Here is a 14,391-nt window from a genome sequence, read left to right on the forward strand (position 1 = left end):
CGATGGGCCAGTGGCTGCTGGTTCTCGCCTATCTGACCTCGGTCGTCGGGTGCGCGCTCGGCCTCGCGTGCACGCTGCAGGCCCGCAACGCGGCGACCGAAGGCCGACGGCTGAGGTGGCTCGCGCTGGCGGCGGTGTCCATCGGCGGGGTCGGCATCTGGGTCATGCACTTCATCGCGATGCTCGGGTTCGCCACGCCGGGTCTTCCGGTGCGCTACGACATCTGGCGCACCGTCCTGTCCGCGGTACTGGCGATCGGCGCCGTGTTCGGCGGCTTGCTGGTCTTCGGGGTGCGCGCCGGTTTCGCCTGGTGGCGGCTGCTGGTCGCGGGGCTGATCACCGGGCTGGCCGTGAACCTCATGCACTACACCGGCATGTGGGCGCTGCGCGTCAAGGGCACGATCAGCTACCAGCCGGGGCTCGTCGTGCTGTCCATCGTCATCGCCGTGGTCGCGGCCACCGCGGCGCTGTGGTTCACCGTCGGCCTCGATCGCCTGCTGCCACGCCTGGGCGCGGGCCTGGTGATGGGCGCCGCCGTGACGGGCATGCACTACACGGGCATGGCGGCCGTGCGCGTGCATCTGGACCTCTCGGCACCCGACCCGTCCGGCACCGAGGTGTTCTCGTTCCTGTTCCCGGTCTTCATCCTGGCCGCGATCGCCATGGCGGTGCCGATCTGCGCCGTCCTGATGGCCCCCGGCCCCGAGGACCGCACGCCCGAGGCCGCACCCGCCCCGGAGCCCGCCCAGGTGCCGTGAGGGCGGCGACGGCGGCCACAGCCGACGCCACGCCTCAACCGGCGGCCGACGTCGCGACCGGCAACGACGTGTCCCTCTTCTAGCGCTTCGCCTCCGTGGCCGGCAGGATGCGGCCCGTCACCTCGCCGAAACCGATGCGGGTGCCGTCTGCACCGGGGGCGGTGGCGGTGATCGTCACCTCGTCGCCGTCCAGCAGGAACGAGCGCTGCTCACCGCCGACCTCGACCGGTTCCTTGCCGCCCCAGGTCAGCTCGATGAACGCGCCCCGCTGGTTCTTCTCCGGGCCGGAGATCGTGCCCGACGCGTACAGGTCGCCGGTGCGGGAGGAGGCGCCGTTGATCGTCAGGTGCGCGAGCATCTGGGCCGGTGACCAGTACATCTCCCGGTACGGCGGCCGCGTCACCTCTTGCCCGTTCCACGCTACCGACAGGTCGATGTCCAGGCCCCACGGCTCGCGCTCTTCCAGGTACGGCAACGGCTTCGGGTCCTGCACCGGGGTCGGCACGCGCGCGGCGCCCAGCGCGAGCAGCGGCACGACCCACGCCGAGATCGACGTCGCGAAGCTCTTGCCCAGGTTCGGGCCCAGCGGCACGTACTCCCAGGCCTGGATGTCCCGCGCGGACCAGTCGTTGAGCAGCACCACGCCGAACACGTGCCGTTCGAACTCGGCCGTGGGCACCGACGAACCGAGTGGCGACCCCGCACCCACGATGAAGCCCATCTCGGCCTCGATGTCCAGGCGACGGCACTCCCCGAAGGTCGGGGCGTCCTCGTCTGCTGCCTTGCGCTGCCCGCACGGCCGCACGATGTCCGTGCCCGACACGACCACCGTGCCCGCGCGCCCGTGGTAGCCGACCGGCAGGTGCTTCCAGTTCGGCATCAGCGGCTCGGCGTTGGGCCGGAACAGGCGGCCGAGGTTGGACGCGTGGTGCTCGGAGGCGTAGAAGTCGACGTAGTCCGCGACCTCGATGGGCAGGTGCATCGTCACGTCGGCGACCGCGTGCACGGCCTCGTCCGGCACCTCACCCGACACCAGTTCGGTGATCCGCCGCCGCACCTCCACCCAGCGGTCGTATCCCTGCGCCATGAACGGGTTCAGGCTGGGCTTCGCGAACACGTCGTCGCCGAGCGCCACCGCGAGGTCCACGACCGAATCGCCGACGCGCACGCCCACCCTCCGCTCGGTGCCCGGCGTGGAGAACACGCCGTAGGGCAGGTTCGCGGTCCCGAAATGGGATCCTGCTGCGATCTCGATCCTCACGCGGTGACTCCTTCCAGGCCGGGGAGCAGACCGAGCGCCACCAGCTCGGTCAACGGTTCGGTGATACTGCAGGTGCCGAACGAGCGGAACCTCGCACGCACCGGAGAATCCATCGTGGACATATCACGGGCGATCGCGGCACCGTCGCGTTCGGACAGTATCCCGGCCAGCCGCGCCTCGTCCGCGCCGTCCAGCGCGGCGGCGGTGGCGAGCATGAGGTTGAGGTACCCGTGCTGCTCGAAACCCGTTGCGGGATCGGTGTTGCGGATCGCGTGGTGCAGCCCGGCCGTCGCCTTGAACGGCACGCCCGCGTCGACCACGGCGCGCACCGCGGCCGCCAGCTCGGCTTCATCGGGATAGAGTTCGGCCTTCACGCCGCCGGTGCGGAACTTGGCCTGGTGACCGTGCTCCGCACAGAGCGCGATCACCTCCGGGCGCCGCTCGTCTCGCGGCACCTCCACGAACACCGGAACGTCCGCCGGCACGAGCGCGGCGAAGAACTCCCGCGGGCTCATCTCCCCCGGCACCGCGATTTCCAGTCCCCGCAACCGTTTCCCCGCACGTTCGAGCACCTCGGGCAGTTGCGCGGGTCCGCCGGGCAGCGTCACCGAGAGCTCCACATCGACGTCGCCGAGGTCGGCGAGCGCGGGTGCCGCGAGCACGAGCGGGCCCACGATGTCGGCGTAGGGCGCGGCCAGGTGCCGGGCGTGCGCCGGTACGGCGTCCGCGAGCGGCATCAGGCCGGGCGGGAAGACCGCGGCGTCGTCGAGAAGTCCTTTGTAGAGCGCGGGAATCACTTCGGACCCCGTCCCGACCAGGTCCACGCGTAGCCGCCGTCCTCGGCCGCGGCGCCACCCTCGCCCAGCTCCAGCGGACGGAACGTGTCGACCATGACGGCCAGTTCGTCGAAGAACTCCACGCCGATGCTGCGCTCGTACGCGCCGGGCTGCGGGCCGTGCGAATGGCCGCCGGGGTGCAACGAGACGGAGCCCTGGCCGATGCCGGATCCCTTGCGTGCCTCGTAGTCCCCGCCGCAGTAGAACATCACCTCGTCGGAGTCCACATTGGAGTGGTAGTACGGCACGGGGACGGAAAGCGGGTGGTAGTCCACCTTGCGGGGCACGAAGTTGCAGATGACGAAGTTGTCGCCCTCGAACACCTGGTGTGCGGGCGGCGGCTGATGCACGCGGCCGGTGATCGGCTCGAAGTCGCTGACGTTGAACGTGTACGGGTACAGGCAGCCGTCCCAGCCGACCACGTCGAACGGGTGCTGCGGGTAGACGAACTTCGTACCGACGATGCCCTGGCTGCCGCGGTGTTTGACCAGCACCTCGACGTCCTCACCCTCGGCGAGCAACGGTTCGCCCGGCCCGTGCAGATCCCGTTCGCAGTAGGGCGAATGCTCCAGCAGCTGGCCGAACTTGGACAGGTAGCGGCGGGCCGGGGTGATGTGCGAGTTCGCCTCGATCGCGTAGGCGCGCACGAGGCCGTCCGGCACCCACCGGTGCGTGGTCGCGCGCGGCAGGAGTACGTAGTCACCCTGCCGGAACGGAAGCGCGCCGAAGACGGTCTCGACGGTGCCCTCGCCCGATTCGATGTACACGCACTCGTCGCCGATCGCGTTGCGGTACAAGGGAGACGCCTCGCCGGCGGCGACGTAGGAGATGCGCACGTCGCCGTTGCCGAGCACGAGGCGGCGCCCGGTGACGACGTCGTGGCGCTTCCACTCCTCGCCGGGGAACAGCTCGTGCAGCTTGAGATGACGCGGCTTGAGCGGGTAGTTCGGCTCGGTGTTCAGATCGGGCAGCTGCCACGGCGCCGAATCGACGATCGCGGAGGGGATGTGGCGGTGGTACAGCAGCGACGAGTCGCTGGAGAAGCCCTCCTCCCCCATCAGCTCCTCGTAGTAGAGGCCGCCCTCCGGCGTCCGGTGCTGTGTGTGCCGCTTGGGGGGCACCGTACCGACCTGCCGGTAGTACGCCATGACCCTCGCCTCCTTGCCCTCGGTCCGATGTAGTTAATGTATGTACTACATCGCGACCGCGCAACCGTCAGTTGCGTCCGCGGACGTCGAACTGGTCACGGTTGGTGATGAGCTTGTCGAGCAGCATCACGAGGATGCGCTGCTCGGCCTCGGTGAGCACGCTGGCCCACTCGTACTCGCGCTCGTTCTGCGCGCGGAAGACCTCGATCATCTCGGCCTGGCCCCGTTCGGTCAGCGACAGCAGGACGCTGCGGCCGTCGTGCTCGCCCGGCGCGCGCTCCAGCAGCCCGTCCGCGACGAGGCTCTTCATCAGGTTCGACACCGCGGCCCTGCTCATCCCGGTGAGCTCCGCGGCTTTCTTGGCCTCCAGCGGGCCTGCCAGCCAGGTGACGAACAGCAGCCGGAAGCCCGACCACGACCGCCCGCGCGGACGGTGCACCGTGGCCTCGAGGTCGTAGGTGACGATGTTCGAGGCGCGGTTGAGCGTCAGCAGCACCTCGGTGGCGAGCTGATGCTTGAACCCGAACTCCTCGGCGAGCCGCTTGTTGGCGAGCTCGACGAAGGACCAGAAGTCGAGGTCACCCGCACTCATACCGGCACCCTACCGCACCTGGGGGCCAGAAGTAGTTAATACGTGAACTAGATGGAGTGGCTCCTTGCCCCGCGCCGCCCGATGCTAGCCGGGATGGGCCATCTCCCGCTCCCGCCCGAACAGTCCGGCCGGCACGAAACCGTTGCGGCGATACAGTTTCTTGGCAGGTTCGTTGTCGTCGAACACGCGCAGCAGCACGCGGCTCTCCCCCGCCCAGCGCACGACCGCGCGCACCAGCGCGTCCCCGGCGCCCCGGCCGCGGGCGAAAGGCGCGACGTACATCGAGAGCAGTCGCACCGTGCCGTCGGTGCGCGTGCCACTGACGATGCCGGCGGGCTCGCCGTCGCATTCCGCCAGCACGTTGAGCTCCACGTCGGTCAGCCGCTGCCGCCAACGTTGCTCCGGCGCATCCTGCCATTCGGCCAGGCTCGTCTTGAACGCGTACGCCGCGTCCCTGAGCGCGGCCAGCCGGAGTTCGCGCCACACCTCCCAGTCTTCCGGCGTGAGCCTTCGCAGCGCGATCACGGTTCCATCCTGGCACTCCGGCATTCTTCTGACTAAGGTCAGAGAAATGGACGTGGCACGGGTGCGCAGCTTCAACCGGACCGTGACGCAGCGGGTGGGCGCGCTCGACGACGAGTTCCTCGCCAGGGACCGGGCGCTCGGGCAGGCTCGCGTGCTGTGGGAGATCGGCACCCAGGGCAGCGACGTGCGGGCGTTGCGCGCCCGGCTCGATCTGGACTCGGGTTACCTGAGCCGGCTGTTGCGCTCGCTGGAGTCCGCGGGCCTGGTGACGGTCGAGAGCAGCCAGAGCGACGGGCGGGTGCGCACGGCCCGGCTCACCGAAGCCGGGCTGGCCGAACGTGCCGAACTGGACCGGCTTTCCGACGAGGCGGCCGCCTCGATGCTCGCCCCGCTCGGACCGCGGCAGCGCGAGCGGCTCGTCGCCGCGATGGCGGAGGTGGAACGCCTGCTCACGGCGTCCTCGGTGCGGATCGAGCCGTGCGATCCCCGGCATCCGGACGCGCGGCGATGCCTGGAGCTGTACTTCGGGGAACTGAAGCAGCGCTTCGAGGACGGCTACGACCCGGGCGAGGCCCTGCCGGTCGAGGACGACGAGGTGACTCCGCCGGCGGGGGTCATGCTGCTGGCCTGGCTGCACGCCGAGCCCGTCGGCTGCGTCTGCCTGAAGCTGCACGGCGACCAACCCGCCGAGATCAAACGGATGTGGGTCGGCGAGCGGGTGCGTGGTCTCGGCGTCGGGCGGCGGCTACTGGCCGAACTGGAAGCCTATGCCGTCGGGCGGGGCGTCACGGTGCTGCGACTGGAGACCAACCGCGCGCTGAGCGAAGCGATCGGGTTGTACCGATCGGCAGGGTTTGCGGAGATACCTCCGTACAACGCCGAACGCTACGCCCATCACTGGTTCGAGAAGCGACTTTAGTCCATTGTGGACTCGGCGGCCGGGTCCTGCTTCCGTTCCGTGCCGGCGGCCACGAGCTTCCAGTTCTCCAGCCCGCCGCCGAACCGGTGAGCGTAGTCCTCGGCAGCCAGCTGAGTCGGGAACAGGATCTCCTGCGGACGCGACCGATGCGTGATCTTGTACGGCATGCACACTCCCCTGAGAACGCTCACTGGGCCGCCCGTCTCCCCCGGCCGGCCAGGTCACACCCAGTCGAACATTCGTTCTATCGGTTGTCAACTTTTCGGACCGGCGTGTCACCGATTCGGGGACGAGCAGGTAGGTATGCCGTCGTGACGCCGTTCGCGGCAGTCAGGGTCGTGCGGCGCGGATGCGCACGCCGCGCGTGATGGTGAACGCGCCGTAGATCAGCAGTTCCAGGCCGAGGAACCAGACCAGGACGAGCAGGCTCATTCCCGGATAGGCCAGCACGGCGATGCCGGCAAGCACGCCGAGCACGCCACCGGCGACGGCCCAGCCGCGCGCGGGCATGTCCCGCGCGCCCGCGGCGTGCACGGTCTCCAGCACACCCGCCATGACCCAGAACAGACCGAGCAGCAGGGTGAGCACGGTGAGCGTCTGGAAGGGATGCCGCAGGAAGAGCACCCCGGCCAGGATCGACACGATGGCCAGCAACGCGAGCAGCACCCGCCCGCCGCCGCGGATCTCCTCCGCCGACAGCGCGGCGACGAGCCGCAGCACGCCCCCGACGAGCACCTGCACGGCGAAGACGATGGCGATCGCGAGCAGCGTGGCGCCGGGCCAGGCCAGCACGAGTACACCCGCGACCAGCGACACGGCGCCGAGCAGGATGACACCCCAGCCGGAACGCGCCATCTCCCCCGCCCGGTGCCCCGGCCCCCACACCGAAATGCCGCCATCGGTCATGCCTGGCACGATAATCCGCCCCGGCCGCGCCCGGCGGGGAAAACCGGTCAAGTCGCCCCGATCGGGAGCGCGTTGATCAGGTGCCGGCACCAGGCCCCTAGCCTGGCGTGACGATCTCGTCGCCGGTGTGTCTGGCGAGGAGGGACGCGCGAGCAGAAGGGGCACCATGCGACGGATCACCAGCGCGGCACTGCGGCGGCACCGGTGGCTGCGCCGCCTCGCGGCCACGCTCGTGCGGTACCGGCAGCGCGACGGCGACCACTACGCCGCCGCCATCACCTTCTTCACGCTGCTGTCCATGGTGCCGCTGCTGATGATCGCGGTCTCGGTCGCCGGGTTCGTGCTCGCCGAGGACCAGGAACTCGTCGCGCAACTGGAGAAGGCTCTCGGCGCCGCGCTTCCCGCTCCGGCCGCCGACCAGGTCGGGCACATCGTGGGCCTCGTCGTCGACGAGCGGGGACGGCTCGGGATCGTCGCGCTCGCGGTGTCGGTGTACTCGGGCTGGAGCTGGATCAGCAACCTGCGGGACGCGGTCAGCGCGGTGCGTGCCCAGCCGCGCGAACAACGCTCCCTGCTGCGCACGATCCTCGCCGACGTCGCGACCCTGCTCGGAATCGGCCTCGCGCTGACGGTGTCGTTCGCGCTGGCGTCGATGACCGGCACGGTCGGCGCGTGGCTGCTGTCGCTGACCGGTCTCGGCGGGACGGCGGGCGCGCACGTCGTGCTGGTGCTCGGCTCGCTGGTGCTCAGCCTCGCCGCGAACTGGCTGGTGATCGCGTGGTGCCTCGCGAAACTGCCGCGGCAGCGGCTGCGCGTGTCGGCGCACCTGCGGCCCGCGGCCGTCGCGGCGGTCGGGCTCGGCGCACTGCAGCAGGCCGGTGGTCTCTACCTGCGCCTGCTCGGCAAATCCCCCGCCGTGGCAACGCTCGGCGCGCTCGTCGGCCTGCTGCTGTTCGTCTACCTGGTGGTGCGCTGGCTGCTTCTGGTGACCGTCTGGACCACGACCGGCCCGGACGATTCCGACCTGCCCGCCGACGCCCGGCACGCGAGCGCGACGCTCGCGGCCGGTGCGTCGGCGGGACTGGTGATCAGGACTCTGTCCGGCCGCTGATGTTGACCATCCAGGCGATGCCGAACCGGTCGGTGCACATGCCGAATTCGTCGCCCCACATCTGCTTCTCCAGCGGAACTGCGACGGTGCCGCCCTCGGCGAGCTTGTTCCAGTAACCGCGCAGTTCGTCGCCGTCGTCCCCGCTGAGGCTGATCGACATGTTGTTGCCGGGCTTGAATTCCTCGCCCGGTGGGATGTCGGCGCACATCAACGTGAAGCCGCCGGGCGTTTCCAGCATCCCGTGCATGATCCTGTCCGCGTTGGGCGCATCGGGCTGCCCGAATTCGCCGAACGTGCTCATGGTGGGTTCACCGGCACCGAAAACCTGCTTGTAGAACTCCAGTGCCTGCCGAGCGGAACCGTCGAAAGTGATGTATGGGTTGAGCCGAGAAGCCATCAGTTCCTCCTCCATCGCCACTGATGAGGCGCCCATACTGGCACCGTCGTGGCCCTGGTCACAACAGCGATTCGACGGAACTTCCGGCTTCCGGTCCGTGCCAGGACCAGCGCGGCATCGGCAACCGGGACGGCACGGGAATATCGTCCGTGGGGTAGCTGAGTACTTCCGCGACGGCCCATTCCATGTAGTCCCGCAGCGCCGCGCGGAACTCCGGATCTTGGGGAAGTCGCGCATCGTCGGCCGCGGCCACGAAACACTCGACGAAACGCCGGCCGAGGTCGCTCATGTCCCCGTTTCCCGCGTGCATGACCAGCATTGCCGAATGATCGCCGCATTTTCCGGAGTACTCGGGCGGCCCGCCCATCACCTCCGCCCAGTAAGCGGCCAGCCGCTCCACGTGCTGGGGATGCTGATCCGGATGCGAGAACGGATGGTTGAGCTCCGGATCGGCGAGGCACCGCTCGTGATGTGCCCTGGCCAGTGCCAGAAAGGCGGGCTTGCCACCGGCGAACTCGTACAACGTGGGACGCACCGCATCAGCCTGCCACAGATCAGTCCCCGAATTCACTGAGAACGCCCGCCGGGGTCAGTCTCGCGACATAGTGATGCGGAAAATGATCGTCGATGGAAGGTCCGACGCGCACCTCGCGCAGCGCTTCGACCTGCCGTGTGAGAAAACCGATCGGCGCGGTCACCAGTCCGGCGAGATTTCGCAACTGCCTCACCGGTTTGTCCCGGCGCTTCCAGACCTCGCCCTCGAACTGGTACTCCACCCCGAAATGCTCGAACGACCCGGACGCCGTGGGCGGCAGCACCGCCACGATGTCCTTCTGGTAGACCCACCGTACGAAATGTTCACTCAACGGCGAATCCCCGTCACCGTTCCACGGGATCTCCTCGCATTTCCGGGCGAATTCGCCGTCTCCGACCATCGGCTGCCCGAACGTGTGCACCGGGTACATCTTGTCGGCGATCGGCGCCCGGTCCGGATCGGTCTTGAGCATGACCCCCATCAGCGCCGCCATCGCCGCGCCGAAACTGTGCCCGGTGATGAACAACGCCTCCAGTGGATGATCCGGTTTCGGGAAGCTCTCGTCCAGCGGTTCGGCGTTCACCGCGTGGGCGAGTGCCTCCACGATCCGGTACCGCGTCGACCTGGCGTTGCGGTAGAAACCCGCGTGCACGGTGGGGGTCGCGCCGTCGAGGCGGAACCGGATGCGCTCGGGATCGACCTGGATGTCGGCGAACCAGTTGATCAGATCGGTCGGCGGGGTGCCCCGGTAGCACAGGATCACCACACGGCCGTCCGCGCTCTGCACGAGGAAGGCGGTGGAGGCGATGAGCATCGCGTCCACGTCGAGGGAAACACGCAGCACGCGATTGTCCGCGAGCCCCAGCCTCGCCATGATCATCGACAGCGTGTCCTCGTCGGAGTAGGCGTAGGAGGCGCAGGTGGCGAGTACGTGCGCGACGACGAGATCCAGTTCGGCCTTACCGGCATGCTGGCTGTAGGTCGGTTTACCCGGTGTCCGCATCGCGTCGAGCAGTGTGTCGGTCAGGTTGGGGTAGACGGGAAAGCCCGGCGTGGGTTTGCGCAGCGGGCGTAGTGTTCCGTTACTTGGTGCCTTCGCTGTGTTGGTGTACATGGTTTTGGTCCAGTCTCCAGCGCGACGGCGTTGACTCGAACCAGGGTCGCAGCGTTGCCTGCCCGCGTCCAGCCCCTCAGCGGCGGTCCGGGAACTCGGTCAGCTTCTCGATCTCCCGGGTGAACGCGTCGGAGGCGGCGCGCAGCTGGACCTGCACGGCGTGGCCGAACGCGCGCAGCCACGCCAGCCGCCGCTCCATCTCCTCCAGCTCCGCGGCGTACCCGCCACCGGCGCCGGCCCGGTACACCTGCGCGGCGTTCTGCGCGGCGACCTCTGCCTGTTCCTGGGCGTCGCGCAGGATTTCCTGCGCCTGCCTGCGTGCTTCGACCGTGACCCGGCGGCTGTGCGCCTCCGCCTGCGCGATGTAGGCCTCCGCCTGCAGCTGCGCCTCCGACAGCAGGTTCACCGCGTCGACGTCGACCTGGACAGGCACGATCTGGACCGCACCGTCGACCCGTTCGCCCTGGTCCCGGTACCACCGGCGCAGCCGGTCGTTCTCCGCACGCAGCCTGGCGTTCTCGGCGTCGCCCGCGGCGATCTCCTCGGCCAGGCGCTTCTGGAACAGCTCGACCTCGTTCGGGTCCACCCCGCGCCTGCCCAGCGGAGCCTTGCTGAACACCAGGCCGCGGATGCGTTCCGGGGTGAGGATGCGGCGGAAACCTGTCTGCACGGTCATAGCTGGTCCTTTGTAGACAGTTCGGTCGGTCCGGCGTAGGTGGTGAAGTCCTCGCAGTGGATCCGCTCTGCCCCCACTCCGGCCGCCCGCAGCCGGTTGCGGCCGGCGGCGACCATCTCCGGCGAACCGCAGACGTAGATCTCCTGGTCCGGCCACGACGAGTAGCGCGCCGCGACGTCGGCGACGTCGCCGTGCTCCCCCGGAAAGCGCGGATCCTCCGACACCGCCCGCACGACGGTCAGCTGCGGCAGTGCGCGCTGCCATTCCGACAGGGCGGCGAGATCGTAGAACTCCCGCCCGGAGCGCGCTCCGGCGAACAGGTGCACCCGCCGCCGGAACGGCTCGCCCGCGAACTGCCCGAGCAGCGCCTTGAACGGTGCGAGCCCCGTACCGCCTGCGACGAACACCACATCCCGCGAATGCGACACCGTCAGGTTCGTGCCGACGGGGGCGCCGAGCCGCAGCACGTCGCCGACGCCCACGGCCTGCACCAGTGCCGAGCTGACCGGACCACCGTCGACCAGCCGTACGTGCAGTTCGATGGTCCCGTCGGGCGAGGGCGCGTTCGCGGGTGTGTAGTAACGCCACACCCGCGGCCGCAGCGCGGTCTCCACGGCGACGCTTTGCCCCGCGAGGTAAGGAATGGCCGGTTCGGTGCGCACGGTGAGCACCGCGACGTCCAGTGTGCGCCGCTCGTGCGCGATCACCTCGGCTTCCCACCACGCGGGCTCCGCGTGCGCGCGCTGCTGCGCGGCCGCCATCATCACGTCGGCGACGAGTTTGTAGGCCGCGGCCCAGTCGTCGGCGAGCTCGTTCGTCCACTCCTCGCCGAGGAAGTGCGCCAGCGTCGCGAGCAGGGCGTGCCCCACCGCCGGGTAGTGCTCGGCGGTCACCGCGAACTTCCGGTGGTCACGCCCGAGCTGTTGCAGGAACGGCACGGCGGCGTCGAGGGTGTCCACGTTGGCGACGACGTTGCCGAGTGCGGCCATCAGCTTGTCCCGCTGGCCCGCCATTGCGGCCGGGAACATCTGCCTGATGTCGGGATTGGCCAGGAACAACGTCGAATAGAAGAACAGCGGAACCTGCCCGCCGTGCGCGGTCAGCGAATGCCAGCTCGCCCGCAGGCGCACCGAATCCACGTGCTTCCTTCCTCACTGGAACAAGCGCCGCGCTGCGCGGGGAAATACGTTGCCTCCGTTAGGCCTACCGGCCTGGAGCATGCGGTGGAGCCTAAATGGCCGTTCATGCGCAGGCAAGACTCTGTTTCGAATGGGAAGAAATCACCGCCGGGACCGGCTTTCCGGCGACAGCCAACGATCACCCGTCGAAGGCGTCGAGGAACCGGTCGCGGAACGCGTCCATCGGCCACACCGGCGCCGCCGGGGCGGGGTTGAGGCCGGGACGCCAGTCCCAGGCCGAAATCCGGGACAACACCGCCTGATCCCGCGTGACGATCGTGATCGGCACGTCCCGGCTTGCGTTGTCGCTGCCGGTGACGCTCGTGTTCGGCTGGTGGTCACCGAGGAAGATCAGCACCGTGTTGTCGTCGCCGTAGGTCCGCAGCCACGACAGCACCGCGGTGAGCGAGTACTGGATCGAATCGGCGTAGGCGGCGCGCACCTTCGCCGGATCCGACCAGACGTCGTTGAGCTGCTTGCCCTGTGCGGGCATCGGGTTGAAGATCGTGCCGTCGCCCAGCGCGTTCCAGTCGACCATGCGCGGCAGCGGTGCCCACGGCCAGTGACTCGACACCAGATCGATGTGCGCCATCACCGGCGGATGGTCCGGTGTGGACAGTTCGTCCTGCTGGAGCTTGGCCATCGCGTACTGGTCGGGCATCGACGCGTAGGAGAACGCGGGCCCGCGATAGCCCAGGTCGCGGAAGTCGTAGAGCTTGTCGTAGCCGTAGAACCTGCCTTCGGGCCAGTCGGCCATGTTCGCGGGCTGCGAGTTCACGGTGCGCCAGCCCGCGCGAGCGAAGGCGGCGCTGAGCGTGAACCGGTCGCTGCCGGTCAATGTCGTGTAGCGCTGTTGGTTGTCCACCCACAGCCCCGATTCGAGTGTGGAATGCGCCAGCCAGCTCCCGCCGCCGGTCGTGGACGAGGTGAGAAACGCGCTGCGGGCCTGGAATCCCGCGGCGGCGAGGCTCTGCGTCCCCGAGTCGAGCAGGGCGTCGATCCGCGGCGCGATGTCGGAGTCCTGCACGGCGACGCGGCCGTAGCTCTCCACGAACGCGAGGACGACGTTCTTGCCGCGCAACCCGGTCAGCAGTTTGCCGGGCGGGGTGTCGCGGAAGGCGTCGACGGCGAGCGCGTCGGCGAAGGCGCTCTTGTCGTGCAGATCCGAACTCACCTGCCGCACGTCGCGATAGGCCAGCCCGACCGTGCCGCGGGATGCCAGCGGGGCGCCGAAAACCGCGGCCACGAGCCAGACGACGCCGAGCACCGCGACCACCTTGGCCGAGACGCTGCGGTGCCGGACCGCGAGCCGCGTCATCCGCAGCGCGGCCCACGCCGTCGCGGCGATCAGGGCGAGCGCCGCCACCACGATCCCGATCACGGCGAGCGTCCCGCCGTGCACGAGGCTCAGCGCGGGTCCGAGGAAACTCCAGTCGAAGACCAGGTTGAACGGCCGGTCGAACGCCACGAAGAACCCCATGTCGACCAGCTTCAACAGGGTCAGCACGCCGAGCAGCGCGCCGGCGGTGACCGCCACGATCGCGCGCGCCCGCCCGCGCAGCACCAGCACCAGCGCCACGCCCGCGATCGCCTCCACCGGAAGCCGCAGGAACGCCACCGGGGTGAGCAGGGCGAGGTCGTTGGGCAGGACGAGCGCGGCGACCACGAGCACGACCGCCAGCACGGTGAGCGTGCCGCCCACGACGGTTCTCGTCATGACACCCGCCTCCGCCACAGCCGTCCGATGTCCCTGCCGAACGACCACACCAGCGACGCGAGCGCCACGGCGGCGACGGCGATCGCGGCCGTCGCCGGCAGTATTCCGGCCACGACAAGGAGAACTCCCTGCATCGCGGCGACGATCTTGCGCGCGCGACTCGGCGGCAGGTCGGCGCCCAGCCACGGGGCGAACCGGGCCGCCGCGACGAACGCGTACCGCATCGCGCCGATCGCCAGCACCCACCATCCCGCCGACAACGAGACCTCGACGCTGAGCACGAGGATGAGAAACGCGTCGACCTCCATGTCGAACCGCGCACCCAGCGCCGACACCGTGCCGGTACGGCGCGCGACCTGCCCGTCCACGGCGTCCAGCAGTAACGCCACCGAGGCCACCCCGACCAGCAGCGGACCGTCCACACCGGACACCACGAGCGCGAGCACTCCCCCGGCGAGCGTCGCGCGGGCGAGCGTGACGCGGTCGGCGGGCCCGAGGAGATAGGTGCCGGACCGGCGCAGGGCCTGGGTGAGGACGAGCCACAACGCCACGCCGTACGCGGCACCGGCCAGCCAGCCCGCCGGCCCCACGCCGAGCGCGGTCAGCAGCACGACCTGCGCACACAGGGCGATGCCCTGGTCCTGGCCCGCCGCGAGCGTGCCAGGACGCTGAGCCTGAACGATCATGGTGGTTCGCGTACCCTTCGTGCGGAGGTTGT

General features: G+C 69.5%; 17 protein-coding genes. 3 read left to right on the top strand and 14 right to left on the bottom strand.

Annotated elements, in window-relative coordinates; genetic code table 11:
* The first annotated feature begins 2 nt into the window (after positions 1-2).
* Positions 3-758, top strand: a complete 756-nt coding sequence (locus tag HFP15_RS17240; protein ID WP_168516967.1) for an MHYT domain-containing protein — start codon at positions 3-5, stop codon at positions 756-758.
* 79 nt (positions 759-837) lie between these two features.
* On the opposite strand, the gene fahA is transcribed toward HFP15_RS17240, so the two are convergent.
* The 5 genes from fahA to HFP15_RS17265 all read right to left on the bottom strand — a co-directional run bounded on the left by fahA (position 838) and on the right by HFP15_RS17265 (position 5,120).
* On the bottom strand, positions 838-2,019 hold the full coding sequence (gene fahA, locus HFP15_RS17245; protein ID WP_168516718.1) for a fumarylacetoacetase: 1,182 nt from the start codon (positions 2,017-2,019) through the stop codon (positions 838-840).
* Entirely contained in the window at positions 2,016-2,843 is an 828-nt protein-coding gene (locus tag HFP15_RS17250) for a hypothetical protein (protein ID WP_168516720.1), read from the bottom strand. The genes fahA and HFP15_RS17250 overlap by 4 nt, the downstream gene beginning before the upstream one ends.
* Positions 2,813-4,003, bottom strand: a complete 1,191-nt coding sequence (locus HFP15_RS17255) for a homogentisate 1,2-dioxygenase (protein ID WP_168516722.1) — start codon at positions 4,001-4,003, stop codon at positions 2,813-2,815. Before HFP15_RS17255 ends, HFP15_RS17250 begins: the two co-directional genes overlap by 31 nt.
* A 67-nt stretch (positions 4,004-4,070) precedes the next feature.
* Entirely contained in the window at positions 4,071-4,595 is a 525-nt protein-coding gene (locus HFP15_RS17260) for a MarR family winged helix-turn-helix transcriptional regulator (protein ID WP_168516724.1), read from the bottom strand.
* Between the two features lie 84 nt (positions 4,596-4,679).
* Positions 4,680-5,120 carry a GNAT family N-acetyltransferase gene (locus HFP15_RS17265; RefSeq protein WP_168516726.1) on the bottom strand — a complete coding sequence of 147 codons (441 nt, stop codon included), beginning with the start codon at positions 5,118-5,120 and terminating at the stop codon, positions 4,680-4,682.
* A 46-nt stretch (positions 5,121-5,166) separates the two neighbouring features.
* Here HFP15_RS17265 and HFP15_RS17270 point away from each other — a divergent pair, with 46 nt between their 5' ends.
* Positions 5,167-6,039, top strand: a complete 873-nt coding sequence (locus HFP15_RS17270; protein WP_168516728.1) for a helix-turn-helix domain-containing GNAT family N-acetyltransferase — start codon at positions 5,167-5,169, stop codon at positions 6,037-6,039.
* Here the strand turns inward: HFP15_RS17270 and HFP15_RS17275 are convergent.
* Both HFP15_RS17275 and HFP15_RS17280 read right to left on the bottom strand, forming a co-directional pair.
* Entirely contained in the window at positions 6,036-6,206 is a 171-nt protein-coding gene (locus HFP15_RS17275) for a hypothetical protein (RefSeq protein WP_168516730.1), read from the bottom strand. The genes HFP15_RS17270 and HFP15_RS17275 overlap by 4 nt on opposite strands.
* Positions 6,207-6,369: 163 nt before the next feature.
* Complete coding sequence (locus tag HFP15_RS17280) at positions 6,370-6,945, bottom strand: HdeD family acid-resistance protein (protein WP_168516732.1); 576 nt, start codon at positions 6,943-6,945, stop codon at positions 6,370-6,372.
* 166 nt (positions 6,946-7,111) lie between these two features.
* Here HFP15_RS17280 and HFP15_RS17285 point away from each other — a divergent pair, with 166 nt between their 5' ends.
* Entirely contained in the window at positions 7,112-8,056 is a 945-nt protein-coding gene (locus HFP15_RS17285) for a YihY/virulence factor BrkB family protein (protein ID WP_168516734.1), read from the top strand.
* On the opposite strand, the gene HFP15_RS17290 is transcribed toward HFP15_RS17285, so the two are convergent.
* From HFP15_RS17290 to HFP15_RS17320, 7 genes are all read right to left on the bottom strand, one after another.
* Positions 8,034-8,453, bottom strand: a complete 420-nt coding sequence (locus HFP15_RS17290; RefSeq protein WP_168516736.1) for a VOC family protein — start codon at positions 8,451-8,453, stop codon at positions 8,034-8,036. The two genes, HFP15_RS17285 and HFP15_RS17290, sit on opposite strands and share 23 nt — an antisense overlap.
* A gap of 58 nt (positions 8,454-8,511) precedes the next feature.
* A complete protein-coding gene (locus HFP15_RS17295; protein WP_168516738.1) occupies positions 8,512-8,988 on the bottom strand; it encodes a group II truncated hemoglobin in 477 nt (158 codons plus the stop codon).
* Between the two features lie 19 nt (positions 8,989-9,007).
* Positions 9,008-10,102, bottom strand: coding sequence for a lipase family protein (locus HFP15_RS17300; RefSeq protein WP_168516740.1), 1,095 nt, complete (start codon positions 10,100-10,102; stop codon positions 9,008-9,010).
* A gap of 76 nt (positions 10,103-10,178) precedes the next feature.
* Entirely contained in the window at positions 10,179-10,778 is a 600-nt protein-coding gene (locus tag HFP15_RS17305; protein ID WP_168516742.1) for a DivIVA domain-containing protein, read from the bottom strand.
* Positions 10,775-11,917, bottom strand: a complete 1,143-nt coding sequence (locus tag HFP15_RS17310; RefSeq protein ID WP_168516744.1) for a globin domain-containing protein — start codon at positions 11,915-11,917, stop codon at positions 10,775-10,777. The genes HFP15_RS17305 and HFP15_RS17310 overlap by 4 nt, the downstream gene beginning before the upstream one ends.
* Before the next feature lie 178 nt (positions 11,918-12,095).
* Positions 12,096-13,673: a sulfatase-like hydrolase/transferase gene (locus HFP15_RS17315; RefSeq protein ID WP_168516746.1), complete on the bottom strand. Its 1,578-nt coding sequence runs from the start codon at positions 13,671-13,673 to the stop codon at positions 12,096-12,098.
* Positions 13,670-14,359, bottom strand: coding sequence for a CDP-alcohol phosphatidyltransferase family protein (locus HFP15_RS17320; protein ID WP_168516748.1), 690 nt, complete (start codon positions 14,357-14,359; stop codon positions 13,670-13,672). The genes HFP15_RS17315 and HFP15_RS17320 overlap by 4 nt, the downstream gene beginning before the upstream one ends.
* Between the last annotated feature and the right edge of the window lie 32 nt (positions 14,360-14,391).

Origin of the sequence: Amycolatopsis acididurans (assembly GCF_012328925.1) — a bacterium.
In the GTDB taxonomy this organism is placed as follows: Bacteria; Actinomycetota; Actinomycetes; order Mycobacteriales; family Pseudonocardiaceae; genus Amycolatopsis_E; species Amycolatopsis_E acididurans.

Excerpts from the sequence above, each read along its gene's own strand:
- HFP15_RS17240 (WP_168516967.1), top strand. The coding sequence starts at position 3 with ATGGGCCAGTGGCTGCTGGTTCTCGCCTATCTGACCTCGGTCGTCGGG.
- HFP15_RS17255 (WP_168516722.1), bottom strand. The coding sequence starts at position 4,003 with ATGGCGTACTACCGGCAGGTCGGTACGGTGCCCCCCAAGCGGCACACA.
- HFP15_RS17260 (WP_168516724.1), bottom strand. The coding sequence starts at position 4,595 with ATGAGTGCGGGTGACCTCGACTTCTGGTCCTTCGTCGAGCTCGCCAAC.
- HFP15_RS17270 (WP_168516728.1), top strand. The coding sequence starts at position 5,167 with ATGGACGTGGCACGGGTGCGCAGCTTCAACCGGACCGTGACGCAGCGG.
- HFP15_RS17275 (WP_168516730.1), bottom strand. The coding sequence starts at position 6,206 with ATGCCGTACAAGATCACGCATCGGTCGCGTCCGCAGGAGATCCTGTTC.
- HFP15_RS17280 (WP_168516732.1), bottom strand. The coding sequence starts at position 6,945 with ATGACCGATGGCGGCATTTCGGTGTGGGGGCCGGGGCACCGGGCGGGG.
- HFP15_RS17285 (WP_168516734.1), top strand. The coding sequence starts at position 7,112 with ATGCGACGGATCACCAGCGCGGCACTGCGGCGGCACCGGTGGCTGCGC.
- HFP15_RS17290 (WP_168516736.1), bottom strand. The coding sequence starts at position 8,453 with ATGGCTTCTCGGCTCAACCCATACATCACTTTCGACGGTTCCGCTCGG.
- HFP15_RS17300 (WP_168516740.1), bottom strand. The coding sequence starts at position 10,102 with ATGTACACCAACACAGCGAAGGCACCAAGTAACGGAACACTACGCCCG.
- HFP15_RS17305 (WP_168516742.1), bottom strand. The coding sequence starts at position 10,778 with ATGACCGTGCAGACAGGTTTCCGCCGCATCCTCACCCCGGAACGCATC.
- HFP15_RS17315 (WP_168516746.1), bottom strand. The coding sequence starts at position 13,673 with ATGACGAGAACCGTCGTGGGCGGCACGCTCACCGTGCTGGCGGTCGTG.
- HFP15_RS17320 (WP_168516748.1), bottom strand. The coding sequence starts at position 14,359 with ATGATCGTTCAGGCTCAGCGTCCTGGCACGCTCGCGGCGGGCCAGGAC.